The following is a 19569-nucleotide window of genomic DNA, read 5'->3' on the forward strand; positions in this document are numbered from 1 at the left end:
ACAACTCTAGAACGGGGTGCCGGCCAGCCAGCCATCCCATACGGCGGAGTCGCCGAGCACCTCGACAGCGTCGTCGCGGCGCCGGGTGATGGCCAGCAGCAGGTCGCGGGCGGAGCCACGCACCGCTGCATCACCTTTGGCGTGCGCATGCGACCACGCCAGACCGTCTTCGTCGTTGACGATCAGCCACTCCCCCGTCGGGCCCAGCGCTTCGTCGGTGGCGTGCAGGTGCAGCCGCTGCCCGGGGGCCAGGCCCTGGCCGCGCGCGGTGCACAGCTCGATCCATTCGCTCACGCCGTCGGCGGCGAGCTCGGCCGACAGGGTGAAATCCGCTCCGGTCGCCAGGTCGGCATCGGCGCGGTGCACGGTCAGCTCGTGCAGGCGGCGGCGGATCCACCAGCCGGCCGGCCGCGGCCCCAGGAACGTCCACACCCGCTGCGGCCCGACCTGCTCCACGGCGTCGAGGATCAGCTGGGCCCCGGCGTTCAGCCATGCGATGGCGGCGTCGGGGTCGTCGGGCGGTTTGCCGTCGGGGACGTCGCGCGGGTCCAGCGGTTCGGACCGGCGGTCGCTGATGATCTTTGCGCTCCAACGGTTTCCGCGACCGACGTGGCGGAACAGCTGTTTGAGCGTCCAGTCCGGGCACGTCGGTACGGGGGTCGACGGATCCGCCTGACGGATCACGTCACCGAAAAGTTTGGTCTGCTCGAGCAGGGCGGCCCGGAAGTCCACACCTACGACCGTAGCGCGGGACGCGCCTGCCCGAGGGCGATCGGCAGGGTCGCCCACCCGCGCAGCACCCGAGTGTCCCGGCGGGCACCGGCACCGGCCAGCCGGGCGTCGGGAAAGCGCGCGAAGAACGTCTGCAAGCCGACCTCGCCCTCGGCGCGGGCGAGCGCGGCGCCCAGGCAGAAGTGCCGGCCCGCCGAGAACGACAGGTGCCGGCCGGCGTTGTCGCGTTCGATGTCGAAGCGGTGCGGGTCGGCGAATACCGCAGGGTCACGGTTGGCGCCGGCGAGATGGACGATGATCAGCTCACCCCGCTGCACCGGGGTGCCGGCCAGGTCCACGTCGCGACCGGCGAGGCGGGCGCTCATCTGCACCGGCGAATCGAGCCGCAGGATCTCCTCGACGGTGTTGGGCCACAGCTCGGGCCGGGCGGCCAGGGTGTCCAGGTGTTCGGGGTGGTCCAACAGCATCCGGATGCCGTTGCCCAGCAGGTTGACCGTCGTCTCGAAGCCGGCCGCCAGAACCAGCCCGGCCAGCGCCTTGAGCTCACGTTCGGTCAGTGGGGCGCCGGCCGCGCCGCCGTCGGAGGCGGCGATGATCTGGCTCAGCAGATCCTCGCCGGGATTGCGCCGCAGTTCGCGCAGGTGCCCACCCAGCCAGTTGTCGAAGCCGGCGATGCCCTGGTCCACCTGCTGGGACTGCGCCCAGGTCAGGCCGATGTCGAGGCTGGGGGCGGCCAGTTCGCCGAAGCGCAGGATGTTGGGCCGGTCGGCTTCCGGGACCCCGAGGATGTCGCCGATGACGGCGACCGGCAGTTGGGAGCAGTACCGGTCGACGATGTCGATCGTGTCGCCGCCGAGTTCGTCGAGCAGTTGATCGGCGCGCTCCTGCACGCGTTCGCGCAGCCGCGCCACGGCCCGCGTGGTGAACACCGACGAGACCAGCTTGCGCATCCGGGTGTGTTCGGGCGGCTCGACGGACAGCAGCGACGGCGGCTGGATGGGGTGCAGCAGATCGTCGGACGTGTGCTCGACGATCCAGCGCAGCGGCTTGGGCAGGTTGACGCCCAGGGCGCTGACCCGCCAGTCCTCGGAGCGCAGCACCTCGGCGGCGATCGCGTGGTCGAAGGTCAGCAGCACGGCCCGGCCGCGGACCACCGGCCCCAGCGTGCGCATCTCGTCGGCGAAGGCGCCCGGATCGGTTCGGGCTCGCGGGTCGGCGATCAGCCGGCCCTGCGGGTCACCCCGGCGCGCCGCCACCGCGGAGAGCCCGCGTACCACCCCGTGCAGAGCCAGCCAACGAATCCGTTGCCGCATGGTCACCGAGCTTACGGATCACTCAGCGCGGGGCGCAGAAGATCAGGAAGCAGGGGCCACTCTTCTTCGGCCCGTCGCCGTGATCGCCGCGGCCGCCACCGGGACCGTTGCCGCCCTGGTTACCCGAGCCCGGGTAGCCGCCGTTCGAGCCGCCCGGATACTGCCCGGGATAGCCACCGTTGCCGCCACCATTGCCCGGATAGCCGCCGGGGTAACCGCCGTTGGAACCACCCGGGTACTGCCCGGGATAGCCACCGTTGGAGCCGCCCGGGTATTGGCCGGGATAGCCGCCGGGGTACTGGCCCGGGTAGTCGTCATCGCTGGGGTCTTGCTGTTTGGGGCCCGGATCCCACGGCGGACGCCAGACCGGCACCTGCGGCCGCGGCCACACGATCACCGGTGGGGGCACCACGACCGGCGGGGCGACCACCGCAGGAGCGGGCGGCGCCTCAGGCGCGGGGGCCGGCGGCGGCGCGGCCGGTTCGGGTGCGGGCGCCTGCGGCGCGGGAGTCTGCTCGACGTAGACCTTGCGCGGCGCCGGGGCTTCCTGCACCACGGGGATGGGCGCCTTGATGGTCTCGGCGGCCGGGGGTGGCGCAGGCGCGGCCGACTGCACCGGGGCAGCCTCGGGCGCCGGGGCCGGCGCGACAGGCGGTGCGCTCGGGGCGACCGCATTCTGGGCCGGCGAGGGACGTTGGTCTGCGGTCGGTCGGATGCTGACCGCAAGCGAAACAGCAAGGGCCACAACGCCGACCACGAAGATGGACATCAGGGCGCTGCCCACCAGGAAGAAGGGTTTGCGGCCTTCCTCGACCGGCGGCGGCGTTTCGGCGAATGCGGCGTCGACGTCTTCAGCGAACAGCGGCGCCTCACCTGACGACATGGCCAGTTGGGTGTCGGCGGCGGCCATGGCCGCGTACGCCGATCCGGCGGTGGGGCCGTCGGGGTCCTGCGAGTAGGCCAGGCCGACGGTCGACGCCTCGAACGTGGGCGCGTTGGCGGCGGCCAGCGCGGCGCCGCGCGCCAGGGCCAGCTCGGATTCCTCCGGGGCGCTGACCGGAATGTCGACCAGGTGCTCGAGGTGCTCTTTGACCGAGGACACGTCGACACCGGAGCCGACGATGAACATGCCCTGCGGCGCGGTCGACTGACCGGCGACCGCGGCGGCCATATCGGCCAGCACGGCCATGGCGTCGACGCTGTGCAGACTGCGGCTGAGGACCTTGACGACGGACCCATCGTCCCCGTTGACGACCGACAGCGTGGCGGTGTCGCGGTCGAGGAACAGCAGCGCGGTGGACTGGTAGCCGACGGCGGCGCCCGCCGCTTGGGCCAGGGCGCTGGCAGCGTGCAATTCCGAGACCAGCATGACGTCGGCGATGCCGTGGGCGGCGAGTGCGTCACGCAGCGCAGCCGCTTCGGTGTGGTCGGTCCAGGTCACGCCGACGTGGGCCAGGTGGTGGCCGCCGGCCTCGGCGCTTTCCTGCGTGCCGAGCACCGCCTGCACTACCTGATCGGCCGCACTGGGTGTTGCTGAGTCGTTCGATGGCGCGACCGGGAAGACGTCGTGGTCGACGGTGGCCCCGTCGGCTTTACTACCTTCAACCAGCACCATGCGCACCGTCGTAGGTGTCAACGACACACCTAATACGATGTCCACTTACCCCTCCAAAGTGTTTGCTACACCATCCAGATCGCCGAAGCCGCTCCCACACGGCGCAAAGCGCCGACTCGATGGTTCATCGTCGTCGCCGGCGGCGTCGTTACATCCGGCACCGTTAGCTAGACCACTTAATCGACCCTACTCGCGTCACGCGGCGATGGCTCGACCCTCTCGGGGCCCCACAGTGCCACCGTGGGCTGTGCGCAGGCTATGACTGGATGAAGTTCTGGTAGGACCGCGACGGCGTCGGGCCGCGCTGACCCTGGTATTTGGAGCCGGCCGCAGCGCTGCCGTAGGGGTTTTCGGCGGGGCTGGTGAGCCGCAGCAGGCACAGTTGGCCGATCTTCATGCCGGGCCAAAGCGTGATCGGCAGGTTGGCCACATTGGACAGTTCCAGCGTGATGTGGCCACTGAAGCCGGGGTCGATGAACCCGGCGGTGGAGTGGGTCAGCAGGCCGAGGCGGCCCAGTGACGACTTGCCTTCCAGGCGGCCGGCCAGGTCGTCGGGCAGGCTGCAGCGTTCCAGGGTGGCGCCCAGCACGAATTCGCCGGGGTGCAGCACGAACGGCTCGCCCTCCTTGGGTTCGACCAGCGAGGTCAGGTCGTCCTGCCGCTGTGCCGGGTCGATGTGGGTGTAGCGGGTGTTGTTGAAGACGCGGAAGAGACTGTCCAGCCGGACGTCGACGCTGGAGGGCTGGACCAGGGCGTCGTCGAACGGATCGAGCGCCAGACGGCCTGCAGAGATCTCGGCGCGGATGTCGCGGTCGGAGAGCAGCACGCGATGAGCCTAGCCACCCCGCGCGTGTCCTCGCCGAGTCGTCTCGGAGATTGCGGTTCTACAGCCAACGCACAATGTTGACGCTAGCGTCAATATATCGAGTGGTTCAGCACGGACAGGAGCTTCTCATGCACACTCTCGCAACCCGATTCAGCCTTCCTGCAGCCGCTCTGCTCGCTGCCGGTGTCGTCACGGTGACACCCGCGGTGGCCCCGCCGCCGGCCTTGCCGCTCGCCGCGCCACCGATCGTGCACAGCATGCAGATGCCGGATATTCAGTTGGCCGCCACGGTGGCCGACATCCTGGAATTTCCGGCGCTCAAGCAGTGGGTGCGCAACCAGGTGGTCGACGTGGCAACCCTGGCCGTCGGCTGGGCGAAAGCCGGTGAAGGCGTCGGGATGACGCTGCGGGGCGCGCCCGAGTTCATCCTCACCGTCACTAAGCAGGTGTTCTCCGGTGACCTGCTCGGGGCGCTGACCACCATCGAGAAGGGCTTCGCCGGCGCCGTCACCGTGATCGGCGGACCGCTGCTGGCGTCGGTCATCGAACGCAATCAGCGGTCGTTGGCGGTGGATCTGGCCTTGCAAGCCGCCACTCCGGCTGCCCTCATCGGGCTGGGTACCGCACTGGTCGCCGGGTTCGACGACGTCGCCCGGTCGGTGATCATCGCCGGACAGAATGTCGTCGATTCGTTGCTGCCCATCAACATCGGCAATGTCATCAACGCGCTGGTGGACGGCGTCAAACTGATCGCGCAGGGGCTGGGCGAGGGTGCCGGCAAGATCGTCGACGGCATCGTATTCGCGCAGCAGACCATCGCCACCGCGCTGGCGGCGCAACCGACGAGCACGCTCGCGCCGACGGCGAAGGTGGCCGGCGCGGCCGCGCTGTCGGTGTCGACGCCGCCGAGCACGGCCGACACGGTGGTGACACTGAAGACGGGAACCGATACCACCGGGTCGAGCGCGTCGACGCCTTCGGCGCCGGCTCCCAGCGTGACCGCCAACCCGACGCCGACGGCTGACCCGACGCCCAGTGCATCTGCGCCCAGCCCAACCGCAGCGCCTAGTCCAACCGCCGCGCCCAAACCCACCGAGGATGTCACCAAGACGGGCAACAAGTTCGAGCCCGGTTCCAAGGTCTCCGACGTCGAGAACGGCACCGGAGCCACCGGCAGCACCGGATCGACGAGCACGCCGACCACCGCGACGCCAGGTGCCACGACGACGACCACCACATCGGGTGGGACGACCTCGGGTGGGATCACGTCGACCGGGACCACCAGCGACGGTGAGGCCAACGCCCCGAGCAGCCAGGACGGCGGCGCGGCAGCGGCCTGATTGCGGTGCCCGATCCCGGCGGTGCTAACCTTCCTGATCACCAGCACCGCTGGTACGCCGATGTAGTTCAATGGCAGAACATCAGCTTCCCAAGCTGAATACGCGGGTTCGATTCCCGTCATCGGCTCCATTTTTCACAGCCGCCAGTAGGGTTCGAACTGCTTCACCATCGGTTCATGTAGTCACCAAGGGGACCAGCCGAGTCCTGCAGATCTCGCCGTGCGATTGCCCCATGCGAACGTTGCCTCCAGCGGCTAAAGCGCCTGCGCCGATGGTTAGCCGCTCGACAACCCGGACCAACGCGGGTCAATGTCCGACTTACCGTAATAACTCGGACTAACGCTATCGTTAGTCCGAGTTAGGAGGCATCGATGCGACCCAGCGGCGCGTGGCCTCGCCACAACGCAGAGCGACGCCCTTGGGCACAGACCCAACGGGGTGGCACCCGCGAAGACCGAACACTTCGTTCCGTCACGGTGTCCCTTCCCCCGTACATCGCCGATGTCCGTCCGACCGTCGACGCGGATATCGCTGTCGAAGTCGAAGCCGCCATGAGCGAGATCTCTCGACTCGACAGCACGCACGGAACGCACCTCGGGGCGCTCAGCACTCTCCTGCTTCGAACAGAATCGGTGGCATCGTCGAAGATCGAGCGCATCGAAGCGAGCTTGGACGACTACGCCCGCGCGCTCCACGGCGGACGCGGCAACTCAAGCGCGGTATCCATGGTGGCGGCGACGACAGCCCTGAACAGCATGATCGAGAGCGTCAACCAAAACGACCCCGTACAGATGACCGCCATCCTGCGCGCACACGAGGCGCTGATGCGAGACGATCCGACAGAGGGGCCGCACGCTGGTCACATAAGGACTGTCCAAAACTGGATCGGCGGAAGCGACCACTCGCCGAGAAATGCGCTCTACGTGCCGCCACCACCAGACACGGTGCCCACGTATATGGACGACCTGATCGAGTTCGCAAACCGAACCGACATTCCCGTTCTCATTCAGGCCGCCATCGTCCACGCACAATTCGAATCGATTCATCCGTTCACCGACGGCAACGGCCGGATCGGCCGGGCACTCATCAACGCCGTCCTTCGGCGAAAGGCAGCAACTACGCGCGTCGTCGTCCCCCTGGCATCGGCGCTTGTTGCCCACCGAGAGCGTTACTTCGGCGCACTCGACACCTACCGGGCCGGCGACCTACGCCCACTGATAGTCACATTTGCGAACGCATCGAGGACCGCCGCAGCCGAATCACGCACCACGGCTGAGCGATTGGCCGAGATACCAACGGAGTGGCGCAACATGGCCGGACCGATCAGGCGTCACAGTGCGACCGACAAACTCCTCCAGTTACTACCGGCGACGCCGATCGTTTCGTCCGATGACGTCGCATCACTTGTCGATGCACCTCGAAGCAGCGTGTTCGCCGCGATAAAACGACTGCACGATGCCGGCGTTCTACGACCGTTGACCGACCGCAAACGAGACCAGGTATGGGGCGCAAGCCTTGTCCTCGACGAACTCGACGACTTAGGGCGCAGGATCGAGCGAGCGAGCACTTAAGACCGGGTGGTCCGTCCCGCGCCGCCTTGACAATCCCGACGCGGCGATATGCAATATATTGCAGCAGAGAGGTGGGCATGGCGGAACTGTTCGGCCGCGGGGTCGAGCTGCACCGGATCGAGCGTTTCCTCGAGGGCGTGCGAAGCACCGGCGGTGATACCCGGTTTGTCAACGGCGAGCCCGGCGTCGGCAAAACCGCTCTGCTCGCCGCCGCGGCTGACCGGGCGCGCGCGGCGGACATGCTCGTGTTGAGCGCCTCGGGTTCGGAGTTCGAGGTCCACATCGGCTATTCCGGGCTCAACCAACTGCTTCTGCCGCTGCGCCACGACGTGGACCGCCTTCCGCCCGGATCGCGCGATGCGCTGATGGTGGCGCTCGGATTCGGGCCCGGCCCCCAACCGGATGCGCTGCTCGTCTGCAATGCCGCGCTGTCCCTCCTGCTGGCGGTCGCGGAACGGAAACCGCTGCTGCTGCTCATCGACGACATCCAGTGGATCGACGGCGCCAGCGCCATGGTGTTCGGTTTCATCGCGCGACGGGTGGCGGGTCACCCCGTCGGGCTGGTGATGTCGTGCCGGACCGGCACTGTTTGTCCGCTCGATCGCCGGGGACTGACCGAGCAAGTGGTCGAACCGCTCGACCGCGAGGCGTCCGAACGCCTCGTCGACGACCGCTTCCCGCACCTGTCGCCGGGCGTCCGGGAACGGGTGCTCGACCTCGCCCAGGGAAACCCGCTCGCCCTGGTCGAACTCCCCGACCCGCTGAGCTGCATGCCGCCTCCCGTCGACCAGCCCGACGCCGTGCCGTTGACCGATCGGCTCCAGGCACTGTTCACCTCCCGCATCGCTGCCCTCCCGGATGCCACCCGCCGGCTGCTGCTCGTCGCGGCGTTCGAGGGCACCGGCGACGTGCGCCTGTTGCGTCAGGTCGCCGGCGAGCAACCGGGCCTCACCGATCTCGCCCCGGCCGAGCACGCGCAGCTCGTCGACGTCGATGACGGCACCGCTCGAATCACCTTCCGCCATCCTCTGATTCGAGCGACTGTCGTCGCGATGTCCACCCACGAGGACCGTCGTCACGCCCACCTCATGCTGGCGCGATCACTGCACGCCGACCAGGAACGGCAGGCCTGGCATCTGGCCGCGGCAGCGGTCGGCCCTAACGACGCGACAGCCGAGGTACTCGACCGGGTGGCACGCCGGACCATGCACCGCGGGGATCCGCGTGGAGCGGTGTCGGCACTGGTCCGGGCAGCCGATCTCAGCACCACACCCCAGGCGCGAGGCCGCAGACTGGCCGAGGCCGCCTATATCAGCGCCGAATCCGGCAGCACGCTCGGCGATCCGGAAACCCTTCTCACCGAAGCTCGTCGGGCCGGCCCCGACGCGACCGGATCGCTGCACGCGGCGAACGCCGCAACGTTCCTGATGCTCAACGGGGGCGGGGCCGTCGACACCGCACACCGACTCCTCCTCGATGCCATCGAGACCGCCGGACACGGTTACCGGGCCGACGACGCGGCACTGGTCGAGGCGATGCACACGCTGCTCCTGCTCTCCTGGTACGCGGGCACGCCCACCCATTGGGAGTCGTTCTTCCGCGTTCTGCGCATGCTGACCCCCGAACCACCGGAGCTGCTGGCACTGGCCAGCAGGACCTTCGCCGACCCGCTGCGCACCGGTGCGGCGGCAGCACCCGAGCTGGAGCGCGTGCTCGCCACGCTCCCTGGTGAGACCGACCCTTCGCGGATCGTCCGGATCGGTGCGGCATCGGTCTTCCTGGACCGGCTGGCAGACACGCGTGAAGCGCACTGGCGGGTGGTCCGCCACGGCCGCGACGGTGGTTCCCCGCGCAGACACATCGGCGCCCTGATGCACCTGTGCCTCGACGACTACCTCACCGGACGTTGGGACGAAGCCGAAGAACTCGCCCAGGAAGGGCAAGAGCTCTGCACCGCAACCGGTTTCACCTTCTTCACGTGGTACTTCCTGTACAACCGAGCGGTGATCGCGGCCGGCCGGGGTCGCGACGACGAGGCGTTCGCACTGGCCGACGAGATGAGCCATTGGGCACGACCCCGCGGCGCCACCAGTGTCCTTCTCTATGCGCACCACCCCCGCGCGCTCGCCGCGTCGGCCATCGGCGACTTCGACGCCGCCTTCCGCCATGCTGCTGCGCTCAGCGCGCCCGGTGTCCTCAACGTCCATGTCCCGCAGTGCACCTGGGTCATGTTCGACCTCGTCGAGGCGGCGCTACGCACCGGTCGCGATGCGGAAGCTGGGGCCCACCTCGGTGCCATGCGGGCTACCGATGTCGCGGCACTGTCACCGCGAATGGACCTGATCCAGCGCGGGGTGGCGGCGCTGGTGCTCGACCACGAGACCGCCGACGCCGCGCTCGAGGAATCACTGGCCTCCCCTACCGCGGATCGGTGGCTGTTCGAGGCATGCCGCATCCGCCTGGCCTACGCCGAAGCCCTGCGCAGACGTAAGGAATCGCAGCGAGCGCAGCGGCACCTCCTCATCGCCGGAGACGGCTTTGCCGCGATGGGCGCGCAGCCGTTGCTGGAGCGTGTCCGACAGGAGTTGCGCGCCAGTGGGTTTCGGTCTTCGAACCCGCCGTCGAAGTCGACGTTGACATCGCAGGAGCTCGAGATCGCCCACCTGGCCGCCAGCGGTCTGACCAACCGGCAGATCGGCGAGCGGCTGTACCTGTCGCACCGCACTGTGGGCGCCCACCTGTATCGCGCGTTCCCCAAGCTGGGCGTGTCCTCACGAGCCGGGCTTCGCGACGCGCTGTCCGCCGACGCGGGTCCGGACGTCTCGGTCAGTCGAACGCACCCGCGTACGCGTTGAGCGCGGGCTGTCCGCCCAGATGGGCATAGAGCACCGTCGACCCCGGTGCGATGTCACCGCGCCGCACCAGGTCGATCAGCCCGGCCATCGACTTACCCTCGTACACCGGGTCGATGATCATTCCCTCGAGGCGGGCGGTCAACCGGATGGCGTCGATCGTGGACTGCACCGGGATGCCGTAGCGATCACCGGCCCACCCTTCAAGCACGGTGATCTCGTCGTCCTCCAGCGGCCGGCCCAGGCCGATGAGATCGGCGGTGTGCCTGGCGATGCGCGCGACCTGTTCAAGGGTCTTGACGATGGTCGCGGAGGCGTCGATGCCCAGGACACGGCGGGGCCGGTCCTGCCCCGCGAATCCGGCGATCATCCCGGCGTGTGTCGAGCCGGTGACGGTGCAGACGACGATCGTGTCGAAGAAGACGCCGAGTTCCCGCTCCTGCTGCTGCACCTCGTAGGCCCAGTTCGCGAAACCGAGTCCGCCGAGCGGATGTTCGGATGCACCGGCAGGGATGCCGTAGGGCACGCCGCCGGCAGCGCGCACTTCTTCGAGCGCCGTCTCCCAGGAATCCTTGATGCCGATACCGAATCCGGCGGGGTCCAGGCGTACATCGGCGCCCATGATCCGGGAGAGCAGGATGTTGCCGACCTTGTCGTTGACGACGTCGGGCCAGTCGACCCAGCGTTCCTGGACCAGCCGCGCCTTCATCCCCAGCCGCGCTGCGACCGCGGCCACCTGGCGGGTGTGGTTGGACTGGTAACCACCGATCGAGACCAGTGTGTCGGCACCCTTGGCCAGGGCGTCGGGAACGATGTACTCGAGTTTGCGCATCTTGTTGCCGCCGTAGGCGAGTCCCGAATTGCAGTCCTCGCGCTTGGCCCAGATCCGCGCGCCGCCGAGATGCTCGGTCAGGCGTTCCAGCGGGTGGACGGGGCTGGGGCCGAAGAGCAGGGGATGGCGTTCGAAGTCGGCAAGGGACATGATTCCTCGTTCCATGGAGTGGGGATCGGGCGCCGGGTCGGCGTTCGCGGGGCGCGTTCGACGGTGCATGATGGGGTATGCCGGTTCCCGTTGCCAGTGCCCTTGAGGGGCGGCAGTTGCTGCGCGACAGCGTGTTCGTGCGAATTCGCGACGCCATCATCGACGGGACCCTCGAGCCGGGAGAGCGACTGGTCGACGGCGAGCTCAGTGCCTGGCTCGGCGTCAGCCGGACACCGATCCGGGAAGCACTCGCGCGCCTCGACGCGGCGGGCCTGGTCGAGACGAGGCCCGGCCGGTACACGATCGTCAGCCCGATCGACCCGCGCACCCTCGCCGACGCGCAGGCGGTGACGGCAGCGATGAACGAGCTTGCGGCGCGCACGGCCGTACCGCTGCTCACCGCCGACGATCTGGCCGGCATGCGGGCGGCCAACGCCGCGTTCGCCGAGGCATTGGCGGCGGGAGACGTCGTCGCTGCCGTCGCGGCCGATGACGCATTCCATCGGATTCTCGTCGACCGCGCGGGGAACGCGGCGGTTCGCACCGTGCTCGATCAGTACACGCCGGTGCTCAGGCGGGTGGAGCGCATCCGGTTCGCCTCGCTGCGCGGACGCGATTCGGTGGCTCAGCATGCCCGGATCATCACCTTCGCCGAGGCCGGTGACGCGGACGCCGCCGCGACCGAGACCCGGAAGAACTGGATGACCCTGGACGCGCACGCCTCCGACGGCTGATCGCCGAGGGTCGACTTCGACTGCGTCAACGACATTTTCGCTGACGACGTGCCACATAGCGCCCCCTTCATGGCCGTGGCTCACCGGGCCCGGTTGGGCGGCGCTTCGACCGATGGCAAGCGATATGCAATATATCGCCACGTGCCGACGGCAGGCAACCACAGCCAATGCAACCGAGTCGAATGACTGCATCGCGACCGATCCGGGCTCGACGCTTCGGCAGTCGGATGACTGATTCCCCCAGCCACCACGGGCACCAGAGTGGTCCGTGCGGGCCGACGGTGCCGATGGACTGCCGTGTCCGTCGCCAGCTCGCCCGAGATCACGTCCCGGTCGAAATCCAAGGAGATCAATGAGATTCACATCCCTGTTGACGACAATGACCGCCGGCGCGGTGCTGGCGCTCTCGGCCTGCGGCGGCGCATCGGCCGAGCAACCGGGCTCGCCCGACCAGCCCGCCCCGGCAGCCAAGCCCACCGTGGTGCTGGTCCACGGGGCGTTCGCCGATTCCTCAAGCTGGAACGGCGTGGTCGCGAGCCTGAAACGGGACGGCTACCCGGTGATCGCTGCGGCGAACCCGCTGCGCGGGCTGCATGAGGATGCGGCCTATGTCGCCGCTGTCCTGAAGAGTGTGCCAGGTCCGGTCGTGCTGGCCGGCCACTCGTACGGCGGATCGGTCATGAGCGAGGCCGCCGCGGGCAACCCCAATGTCAAGGCTCTGGTGTACATCGCGAGCTTCATCCTGGACCCGGGAGAGAGCACCTCCCAGCTGGCCGGCAAGTTCCCCGGTGGACAGCTCGGCCCCGCCCTGCAGACCGTCGCCGTGCCGCTGCCGAGCGGCGGCACAGCCAATGACCTCTACATCAAGCAGGAGGACTTCCAGCGGGTGTTCGCCGCGGACGTGGCACCGGAGGTCACCGAGCTGATGGCGGCGACCCAGCGGCCCATCACCGAGGACGCCCTGAACGAGCCGGCCAGTAAAGCCGCGTGGAAGAACATCCCGTCGTGGAACATGGTCACCACCGCCGACCTTGCGATTCCGGCCGAGTCGATGCGCTTCATGGGTGACCGGGCGACGTCACACTCGGTGGAGATCGACGCGTCCCACGCCGTGACGATCTCCCACCCCGACGCCGTCGCCGAGCTGATCGGTGAAGCTGCTCGCGCCACGGCCTCGTGACCACGGGCCAATCCGTGGGTGCGGACATCACCGCCCTTGCGGCGGAACGCTGGGCGGGCGCCCGTGACGCCCGGCTGTCCGAGGTGATGCGGGCGCTGGTGCGCCACCTGCATGCCATGGCGCGCGAGGTGCGGCTCACCGAGTCCGAATGGAAGACCGCGATGTCCTGGCTCGCCCGCACCGGACAGATCAGTGACGCCAAGCGCGCGGAGTTCATCCTGGCCTCCGATGTCCTGGGACTGTCGATGCTCGTCGTCGAGATGAATCACCGCCGCGACCCCGGAGCGACCCCGCCGACGGTCCTCGGGCCGTTCCACGTCGCGGGCTCCCCCCAACTGGAGTACGGCGCGAACATGGCCGAGGGTTCGAGTGGGACTCCGCTTTACATCACCGGCGTGATCCGCGACCTCCACGACCAGCCCGTCGGCGGGGCGGTGCTCGACGTGTGGCAGGCCGACGCCCACGGCATCTACGAGGGACAGCTCCCCGACGGGGACGCGCGCCTGCGTGCGAAGTACACCTCGCAACCCGGCGGGGGCTACTGCGTGCGAACCATCGCACCGCGCGGCTACTCGATACCGATGGACGGCCCGGTCGGCGAGCTGATCTCGCGCGCCGGTATCAGCCGCCACCGCCCGGCTCACGTGCATTTCCTGATCACCGCCCCGGGTTACGAGCCGCTGATCACCCATCTGTTCGAGGCGGGCGCACCGTACCTCGACGCCGATGCCGTGTACGGCACCAAGGCCGAGCTGGTGGTCGAGTTCGAACACCGCCCGGCAGGCCCGACGCCCGACGGGCGGACGTCCGACGAGCCGTGGCTGCTCGCAACATACGACTTCGTGCTCCAGCCGCAGCGCTGGACGATGGTGTGAAGACGACTGGAAGTGATTGGCAGATGACAGAATTCGCCGAATTTGACTATGTAGTGGTCGGCGCCGGATCGGCCGGGTGTGTGATCGCCGCCCGGCTGTCGGAGGATCCCACCACCCGAGTGCTGCTGCTGGAGTCCGGGCCGGCCGACACCCGGTCCGAGATCTCCGCGCCACCCGCCTGGCCGGCGCTGTGGGGCACCGAGGTCGACTACTCCTACGACACGGTCCCACAGGCCGGCACCGCCGGACACGCCCACAACTGGCCCCGTGGCCACACACTCGGGGGCAGCAGCAGCATCAACGCAATGGTGTACTTGCGCGGCCACCCGAACGATTTCGACGGGTGGGCCAAATCGGGTTGTGTCGGTTGGGATTACGATTCGGTACTGCCCTATTTCCGGCGCATTGAGACGGTACCGGCCGCCGATCCGCACTACCGTGGCACCGCCGGTCCGATGACCCCGGCGCCGGCCACCGCCGACGTGGCAAATCCGTTGTCGCAGGTGTTCCTCGACGCTGCGGCCGCGGCCGGGTTCCCATCGACCGACGACTTCAACGGCAGCCGAGCCGAGGGCGCCGGCTGGCACGACCTGTCGATCTCCGGCGGTACCCGGCAGAGCACCGCCACCACCTATCTGCACCCGGTACGCGGCAGGGCAAACCTGACGGTCATGACGGATTCCCGCGTGCACGCGCTGAGATTCGCGGGGACGCACTGTACGGGAGTCGATTTCGTACACGGCGGTCGAAAAACGACAGTCCACGCCGCCGCGGAGGTGGTGATCAGTGCCGGTGCCGTGGATTCACCACGACTGCTCCTGCTGTCGGGCGTCGGACCCGCGGCGGAACTCCGCGCCACCGGTGTCGAGGTTGTCCACGACCTGCCCGGGGTCGGACGCAACCTGCACGACCATCCACTATGCGGCGTCGTCTACGAAGCGGCGCAACCGATTCCGGCCGCGAAGACGAACCACGCCGAGGTGTCGCTGCTGTGGCGCAGCGACACCTCGCTGGCCGGCCCGGACATGCAGCTGATGTTCATCCACGTGCCGTTCCATCCCCCCCACCTGGCGGCACCACCGAACAGCTTCACACTGGCGGTTGCGACGGTGCCGGATGCGCGCGGTTCGATCCGGCTGGCGGGACCGGATCCGGAGACCCCGCCGTTGATCGACCCGAACTATCTGGGCGTGGAGTCGGACGTGCGGCGCATGGTCCACGGGATCGAGGTAGCGCGTGAGATCGCCGCCGCCGCGGCCTTCGGCCCCTGGCGAGCGCGCGAAGTGCTGCCGGGTGCCGAAGCCGCCGACGAGGCGGCTTTGCGGGACTTCCTGGCTCACGGCACCAGCACGTACTACCACCCGGTCGGCACCTGCGCGATGGGCATCGGGCCCGATGCCGTGGTCGGACCGGATCTGCGGGTGCGCGGGCTGACCGGTGTACGGGTTGCCGATGCGTCGATCATGCCGCGAATCATGCCCGTGAACACGAACGCCGCGGCCATCATGATCGGCGAAAAGGCGGCCGCGATGATCCGCTGACCGTCAGCCCAGCCGGATCACGTACGTCCCGTCCTCGTCCCGCTCGATCTCACTGTCCGCGCTACTCACCCACACCGGCGACTCGGCGCGGCTGCCCAGGAAGGCGTTGCGGATCGAGCCGCCGGGCTGCAGGTGCACGTTCCATTCGTCACCGGTGGCGAAGATGCTCACCACCTCCTCACCGTCGGCGTTGCGGATCGAGAGCATCGACCCGTTGGCCGTCTGCTCGTCGTCCTCCTCCTCGGCGATCAGGTCGGCCAGTTCGTCATCGGGTTCACGGTGATCGTCAAACACCGGCCCACCGTACCGACCTACCCCGTCATCGGGAACGAATGATGCTCGTGCACGATCAACCATTCGCCGTCGACCTTGCGCAGTCCCACGGTCATCCGCAGCCGGATGTCCGGGTTCTTCGCGAAATCCTCGGCGCGGCCGCACTTCGCCAGCCCATACGCGAAGGCGACATCGCTTCCGGCCACGACGTTCAGTTCCACGATCTCGAAAACTGCTCCGCCACGCAGGAATTCGAAGAACGACGGCCAGGTGTCGCGGTATGCCGGCAGCCCGCGGACACCGCCATACGGGGGCGGAACGTCGAACTGCACAAAGTCATCGGCATGCGCCGCCACCACGGCCTCTACATCGCAGGCCGTGATGCCGTCGACCCACCGGGTGATCACGTCTCGAACGTCGGCTTCCGCGCTCACGGAATTCTCCTTTCCACACCGGTATCGACCGGCGCGGGCCGCAGAAGTCATCGCCTCAGTCGATCTCCGGCAACACCACCCCGACCGCCAACTCCGCGTACTGCCGCATCAACCGCACCGCGGTCGCCCGGCAGAAGTCCGGGTCCCGCGCGACGATGCGGTACCCGAAGTAGTCCTCCATCCCCATGATCGTCATGGCGATATCGCGCGCCGGGTGCCGCAGCTCGAACACGCCGTGCTGCGCACCGGTGGTCAACAGGTCGGCGTACAGCCCGACCTGCCGGTGATAGATGCCCTGTACATCGCGGCGTTGGTCCAGTTCGAAGCCGGCCGAGAGTACCGCCCGCCAGATCGCGCGCCACTCGGCATCCTCGGGCCCGGTGGGCAGGCCGGCGGCCATGGTCAACACCAGCTGCTCGCGCACATCGCCCGAGGCGCTCTGCAACTGCAAGCGCTCGTCGTAGAACCGAACGTCGGAGCGCAGAGCCAACTCCGACAGCAGCTGCGTCATGTCCTTGAAGTAGTAGCGCACCGCATTGGTGGTCAGCCCGAGTTCCTCGGCGACATCCGAGAGCTTGAGGGTGGCCAGGTCATGGCGCTCGATGAGCGCAATCGTCGCGTCCATGATGTCGTGACGCCGTTCCACCTGCTTGTTCGGCCGTGCCATGACACCAATCTTGCCCGTTCTGTTGCGGGACGCCGTACACAGGCGCATAGTTCTTTTCCAATCAGGAAAAGAACTATCGACGAAGTGAGCGGAACCAATGCGCGCCAGAGATCTCGGTGTGGTCATCGGGGAACACCCCACCGGCCCCCACAACGCCATCACCGACGTCGCGGGCGTACGGGTCGGGCACACCACCCTGCAGGGTGACGGCATCAACACCGGCGTCACCGTCGTCGTCCCGCACGGCGACATCTGGACCGAGCCGGTGTTCGCCGGGGCGCACCGACTCAACGGCAGCGGCGAACTCACCGGCCTGGAATGGATCCGCGAGTCCGGCGAGCTCACCACCGCCATCGGCCTGACCAACACGCACAGCGTCGGCGTCGTACGCGACGAGTTGGTGGCCGCCCAGGTTCGCGCCCGCGGCGAGGGCCTGTACTGGTCACTACCCGTCGTCGGCGAGACCTACGACGGCCTGCTCAACGACATCAACGGTTTCCACGTCCGGCCCGAGCACGTCCGCTCCGCGCTGGAGAACGCGTCCGCCGACGCGCCGGCCGAGGGCACCGTCGGCGGCGGCACCGGGATGATCTGCCACGGCTTCAAAGGGGGCATCGGTACCGCGTCGCGCACCACCGAGACGGCCGCCGGCGCATACACGGTGGGCGTCCTGGTGCAGGCAAATCACGGTCGGCGGGAACGACTTCGGATCAACGGGGTCCCGGTCGGCGAACTGATCGGCCCCGACCAGGTGCCGCTGCCGGACCTGCCGCGCCAGTACGAGCCGGGGTCGGGGTCGATCATCGTCATCGTCGCCACCGACGCCCCCCTGCTCCCCCACCAATGCACCCGATTGGCCCAGCGCGCGACCCTGGCCGTCGGCCGCCTCGGCGGCACCGGTGAGCAGTACAGCGGTGACCTGATGCTGGCCTTCGCCACGGGCAACCGCGGCATCCCGCCGTACGCATGGGATGAGGACGCTGCCACCCCACGCCCCGAGATCCCGCTGCGGATGGTCGCGCCGCAGCTGATGACCCGGCTGTTCGACCTGACGATCGAGGCCACCGAGGAGGCCATCGTCAACGCCATGGTCGCCGCCACCACCGTCACCGGACGCAACGGTTTCACCGCCCACGCCATCGACCACGACCTACTACGTCAAGCTCTGTCGCCCAACACCTCTCGACCCCAGGAGGCTTCATGACCACCACACCCACCACGGCCGAGCGGGGGCGCCTGACCGGTCACCTCGGCCCCGTCGGGATCGTCTTCATGGTGGTCGCCGCGGCGGCACCGCTGACGGTGATCGGCGGCAATATGCCGTTGGCCATGGGGCTGGGCAACGGCGCCGGCGCACCCATGGGCTTCGTGATCGCCGCCCTCGTCCTGCTGCTGTTCAGCGTCGGGTTCGTGACCATGACGCCACACGTGCCCGAGGCGGGCGCCTTCTTCTCGTACGTGACGGTCGGCCTCGGCGAACGAATGGGCAAGGGCATCGCGGTGGTCGCGCTCATCGCCTACACCGCCATCCAGATCGGGATCTACGGCTATATCGGCTGGGCCATCTCCGACACCGTGGCCCACTACCACGGTCCGTCGATCCCGTGGCCGGTCTACGCTTTCGCGGTGCTGGCCATCGTCGCGGTGCTCGGCTACCGGCATATCGAACTGAGCGCCAAAGTCCTCGGGGTGGCGCTGGCGTGCGAGATCGGCATCGTCGTGCTGCTGGACATCGTGATGGTGGCCAAGCCCAGCCCGGCCGGAATCACCTTCACCTCCTTCGACCCGGCCACGTTCACCAACGGCACCATCGGCATCGCCATCCTGTTCGCCCTGACCGGATTCATCGGATTCGAGGCCACCGCGGTGTTCCGTGACGAGGCGCGCGATCCGGAGCGCACCATCCCGCGCGCCACCTATGCCGCCGTCATCATCATCGGCGCCTTCTACGCAATCACGGTGTGGGCCTTCGTCGTTGCCCTCGGCCCGGACCAGGTGACCGGCGTGGCGCAGCGCACCCTCGCCGGTGAGGGCAACATGCTGCTGGATACCACCGGCGACATGCTGGGCACCGTCGGTCGCGACGTCGTCAACGTGCTGCTGTTGACCAGTCTGTTCGCCTGTGTGCTGTCCTTCCACAACGTCATCGCGCGCTATCAGTTCGTGCTGGCCGGCAAGGGGCTGCTGCCCGCGCGGCTGGCCCAGGTGCACGGCAGCCACCACTCGCCGTCGTTCTCCTCGGTGGTGCAAACCGGCACGGCCGCAATCATTGTCGCTGTGCTGGCGGCGCTGGGCATCGATCCCCTGGTCGGCGTCTTCGGGTCGATGGCCGGTGTCGCCACCGTCGGCATGGTGCTGCTGATGCTCACCACGTCCATCGCCGTGCTGGTGTTCTTCCTGCGCAACCGTGACCGCGCCACGGGGCTGTGGTCCACGCGGATCGCACCGGCGCTGGCCGTCCTGGGACTACTCGGCAGCCTGTGGCTGGTGTTGTCCAACTTCACCCTGGTGACCGGTGGTAGCCCGACCTTGAGCACGATCCTGGCCGCGATTCCGTTCGCCGGGTTGATCATCGGCTTCCTGGCGTGGCGGCCGTCGCGGTCGCTGTCGGCTTCGGGCGTTTAGCCCCGTCGC

17 protein-coding genes and 1 tRNA gene are annotated in these 19569 nt (G+C 68.4%); 10 read left to right on the forward strand and 8 right to left on the reverse strand.

Annotated features, from left to right (window positions below):
* Positions 1-6: 6 nt before the first annotated feature.
* The 4 genes from SBI67_RS07035 to dcd all read right to left on the reverse strand — a co-directional run bounded on the left by SBI67_RS07035 (position 7) and on the right by dcd (position 4486).
* Positions 7-732 carry a maleylpyruvate isomerase family mycothiol-dependent enzyme gene (locus SBI67_RS07035; protein WP_318979857.1) on the reverse strand — a complete coding sequence of 242 codons (726 nt, stop codon included), beginning with the start codon at positions 730-732 and terminating at the stop codon, positions 7-9.
* Positions 733-734: 2 nt separating this feature from the next.
* Entirely contained in the window at positions 735-2045 is a 1311-nt protein-coding gene (locus SBI67_RS07040) for a cytochrome P450 (RefSeq protein WP_318979858.1), read from the reverse strand.
* A 22-nt stretch (positions 2046-2067) separates the two neighbouring features.
* Positions 2068-3705 (reverse strand): DUF7159 family protein, encoded by a 1638-nt coding sequence (locus tag SBI67_RS07045; RefSeq protein WP_318979859.1) that lies wholly within the window; start codon positions 3703-3705, stop codon positions 2068-2070.
* Between the two features lie 211 nt (positions 3706-3916).
* The gene (gene dcd / locus SBI67_RS07050) at positions 3917-4486 is read right to left on the reverse strand and encodes a dCTP deaminase (RefSeq protein ID WP_318979860.1); all 570 of its coding nucleotides are present in this window, start codon (positions 4484-4486) and stop codon (positions 3917-3919) included.
* A 128-nt stretch (positions 4487-4614) separates the two neighbouring features.
* Here dcd and SBI67_RS07055 point away from each other — a divergent pair, with 128 nt between their 5' ends.
* From SBI67_RS07055 to SBI67_RS07070, 4 genes are all read left to right on the forward strand, one after another.
* Positions 4615-5826, forward strand: coding sequence for a hypothetical protein (locus tag SBI67_RS07055; RefSeq protein WP_318979861.1), 1212 nt, complete (start codon positions 4615-4617; stop codon positions 5824-5826).
* 56 nt (positions 5827-5882) lie between these two features.
* Positions 5883-5956: transfer RNA gene (locus tag SBI67_RS07060), tRNA-Gly, on the forward strand.
* A 346-nt stretch (positions 5957-6302) separates the two neighbouring features.
* Entirely contained in the window at positions 6303-7397 is a 1095-nt protein-coding gene (locus tag SBI67_RS07065) for a Fic family protein (protein WP_318979862.1), read from the forward strand.
* 77 nt (positions 7398-7474) lie between these two features.
* Positions 7475-10252, forward strand: coding sequence for an ATP-binding protein (locus tag SBI67_RS07070; RefSeq protein WP_318979863.1), 2778 nt, complete (start codon positions 7475-7477; stop codon positions 10250-10252).
* Here SBI67_RS07070 and SBI67_RS07075 read toward each other — a convergent pair.
* Positions 10224-11231, reverse strand: coding sequence for a 1-aminocyclopropane-1-carboxylate deaminase (locus SBI67_RS07075; RefSeq protein WP_318979864.1), 1008 nt, complete (start codon positions 11229-11231; stop codon positions 10224-10226). The two genes, SBI67_RS07070 and SBI67_RS07075, sit on opposite strands and share 29 nt — an antisense overlap.
* 77 nt (positions 11232-11308) lie before the next feature.
* Here SBI67_RS07075 and SBI67_RS07080 point away from each other — a divergent pair, with 77 nt between their 5' ends.
* From SBI67_RS07080 to SBI67_RS07095, 4 genes are all read left to right on the forward strand, one after another.
* Complete coding sequence (locus SBI67_RS07080; protein WP_024455250.1) at positions 11309-11965, forward strand: GntR family transcriptional regulator; 657 nt, start codon at positions 11309-11311, stop codon at positions 11963-11965.
* 352 nt (positions 11966-12317) lie between these two features.
* Complete coding sequence (locus SBI67_RS07085) at positions 12318-13145, forward strand: alpha/beta fold hydrolase (protein WP_318979865.1); 828 nt, start codon at positions 12318-12320, stop codon at positions 13143-13145.
* 14 nt (positions 13146-13159) lie between these two features.
* Positions 13160-14020 carry a dioxygenase family protein gene (locus SBI67_RS07090; protein WP_318979866.1) on the forward strand — a complete coding sequence of 287 codons (861 nt, stop codon included), beginning with the start codon at positions 13160-13162 and terminating at the stop codon, positions 14018-14020.
* A 23-nt stretch (positions 14021-14043) separates the two neighbouring features.
* A complete protein-coding gene (locus tag SBI67_RS07095) occupies positions 14044-15561 on the forward strand; it encodes a GMC family oxidoreductase (RefSeq protein WP_318979867.1) in 1518 nt (505 codons plus the stop codon).
* A gap of 3 nt (positions 15562-15564) precedes the next feature.
* Here SBI67_RS07095 and SBI67_RS07100 read toward each other — a convergent pair whose 3' ends face one another.
* The 3 genes from SBI67_RS07100 to SBI67_RS07110 are packed head-to-tail and all read right to left on the reverse strand — an operon-like array spanning position 15565 to position 16935.
* Positions 15565-15855 carry a hypothetical protein gene (locus SBI67_RS07100; RefSeq protein WP_036400906.1) on the reverse strand — a complete coding sequence of 97 codons (291 nt, stop codon included), beginning with the start codon at positions 15853-15855 and terminating at the stop codon, positions 15565-15567.
* Positions 15856-15872: 17 nt separating this feature from the next.
* Positions 15873-16268 carry a YybH family protein gene (locus tag SBI67_RS07105; protein WP_318979868.1) on the reverse strand — a complete coding sequence of 132 codons (396 nt, stop codon included), beginning with the start codon at positions 16266-16268 and terminating at the stop codon, positions 15873-15875.
* 55 nt (positions 16269-16323) lie between these two features.
* Positions 16324-16935, reverse strand: a complete 612-nt coding sequence (locus SBI67_RS07110; protein ID WP_318979869.1) for a TetR family transcriptional regulator — start codon at positions 16933-16935, stop codon at positions 16324-16326.
* A 97-nt stretch (positions 16936-17032) separates the two neighbouring features.
* Between SBI67_RS07110 and SBI67_RS07115 the strand changes: the two genes are divergently transcribed.
* Positions 17033-18139 carry a DmpA family aminopeptidase gene (locus SBI67_RS07115; protein WP_318979870.1) on the forward strand — a complete coding sequence of 369 codons (1107 nt, stop codon included), beginning with the start codon at positions 17033-17035 and terminating at the stop codon, positions 18137-18139.
* Positions 18136-19560, forward strand: coding sequence for an APC family permease (locus SBI67_RS07120; protein ID WP_318979871.1), 1425 nt, complete (start codon positions 18136-18138; stop codon positions 19558-19560). Before SBI67_RS07115 ends, SBI67_RS07120 begins: the two co-directional genes overlap by 4 nt.
* Positions 19561-19569 lie beyond the last annotated feature (9 nt).

Source organism: Mycolicibacterium chengduense (assembly GCF_033741155.1).
Lineage (GTDB): Bacteria > Actinomycetota > Actinomycetes > Mycobacteriales > Mycobacteriaceae > Mycobacterium.

Bases quoted from the DNA above. Each gene is read 5' to 3' on its own strand.
- SBI67_RS07070 (WP_318979863.1), top strand. From the start codon at position 7,475: ATGGCGGAACTGTTCGGCCGCGGGGTCGAGCTGCACCGGATCGAGCGT.
- SBI67_RS07095 (WP_318979867.1), top strand. From the start codon at position 14,044: ATGACAGAATTCGCCGAATTTGACTATGTAGTGGTCGGCGCCGGATCG.
- SBI67_RS07040 (WP_318979858.1), bottom strand. From the start codon at position 2,045: ATGCGGCAACGGATTCGTTGGCTGGCTCTGCACGGGGTGGTACGCGGG.
- SBI67_RS07080 (WP_024455250.1), top strand. From the start codon at position 11,309: ATGCCGGTTCCCGTTGCCAGTGCCCTTGAGGGGCGGCAGTTGCTGCGC.
- SBI67_RS07120 (WP_318979871.1), top strand. From the start codon at position 18,136: ATGACCACCACACCCACCACGGCCGAGCGGGGGCGCCTGACCGGTCAC.
- SBI67_RS07115 (WP_318979870.1), top strand. From the start codon at position 17,033: ATGCGCGCCAGAGATCTCGGTGTGGTCATCGGGGAACACCCCACCGGC.
- SBI67_RS07085 (WP_318979865.1), top strand. From the start codon at position 12,318: ATGAGATTCACATCCCTGTTGACGACAATGACCGCCGGCGCGGTGCTG.
- SBI67_RS07110 (WP_318979869.1), bottom strand. From the start codon at position 16,935: ATGGCACGGCCGAACAAGCAGGTGGAACGGCGTCACGACATCATGGAC.
- SBI67_RS07055 (WP_318979861.1), top strand. From the start codon at position 4,615: ATGCACACTCTCGCAACCCGATTCAGCCTTCCTGCAGCCGCTCTGCTC.
- SBI67_RS07075 (WP_318979864.1), bottom strand. From the start codon at position 11,231: ATGTCCCTTGCCGACTTCGAACGCCATCCCCTGCTCTTCGGCCCCAGC.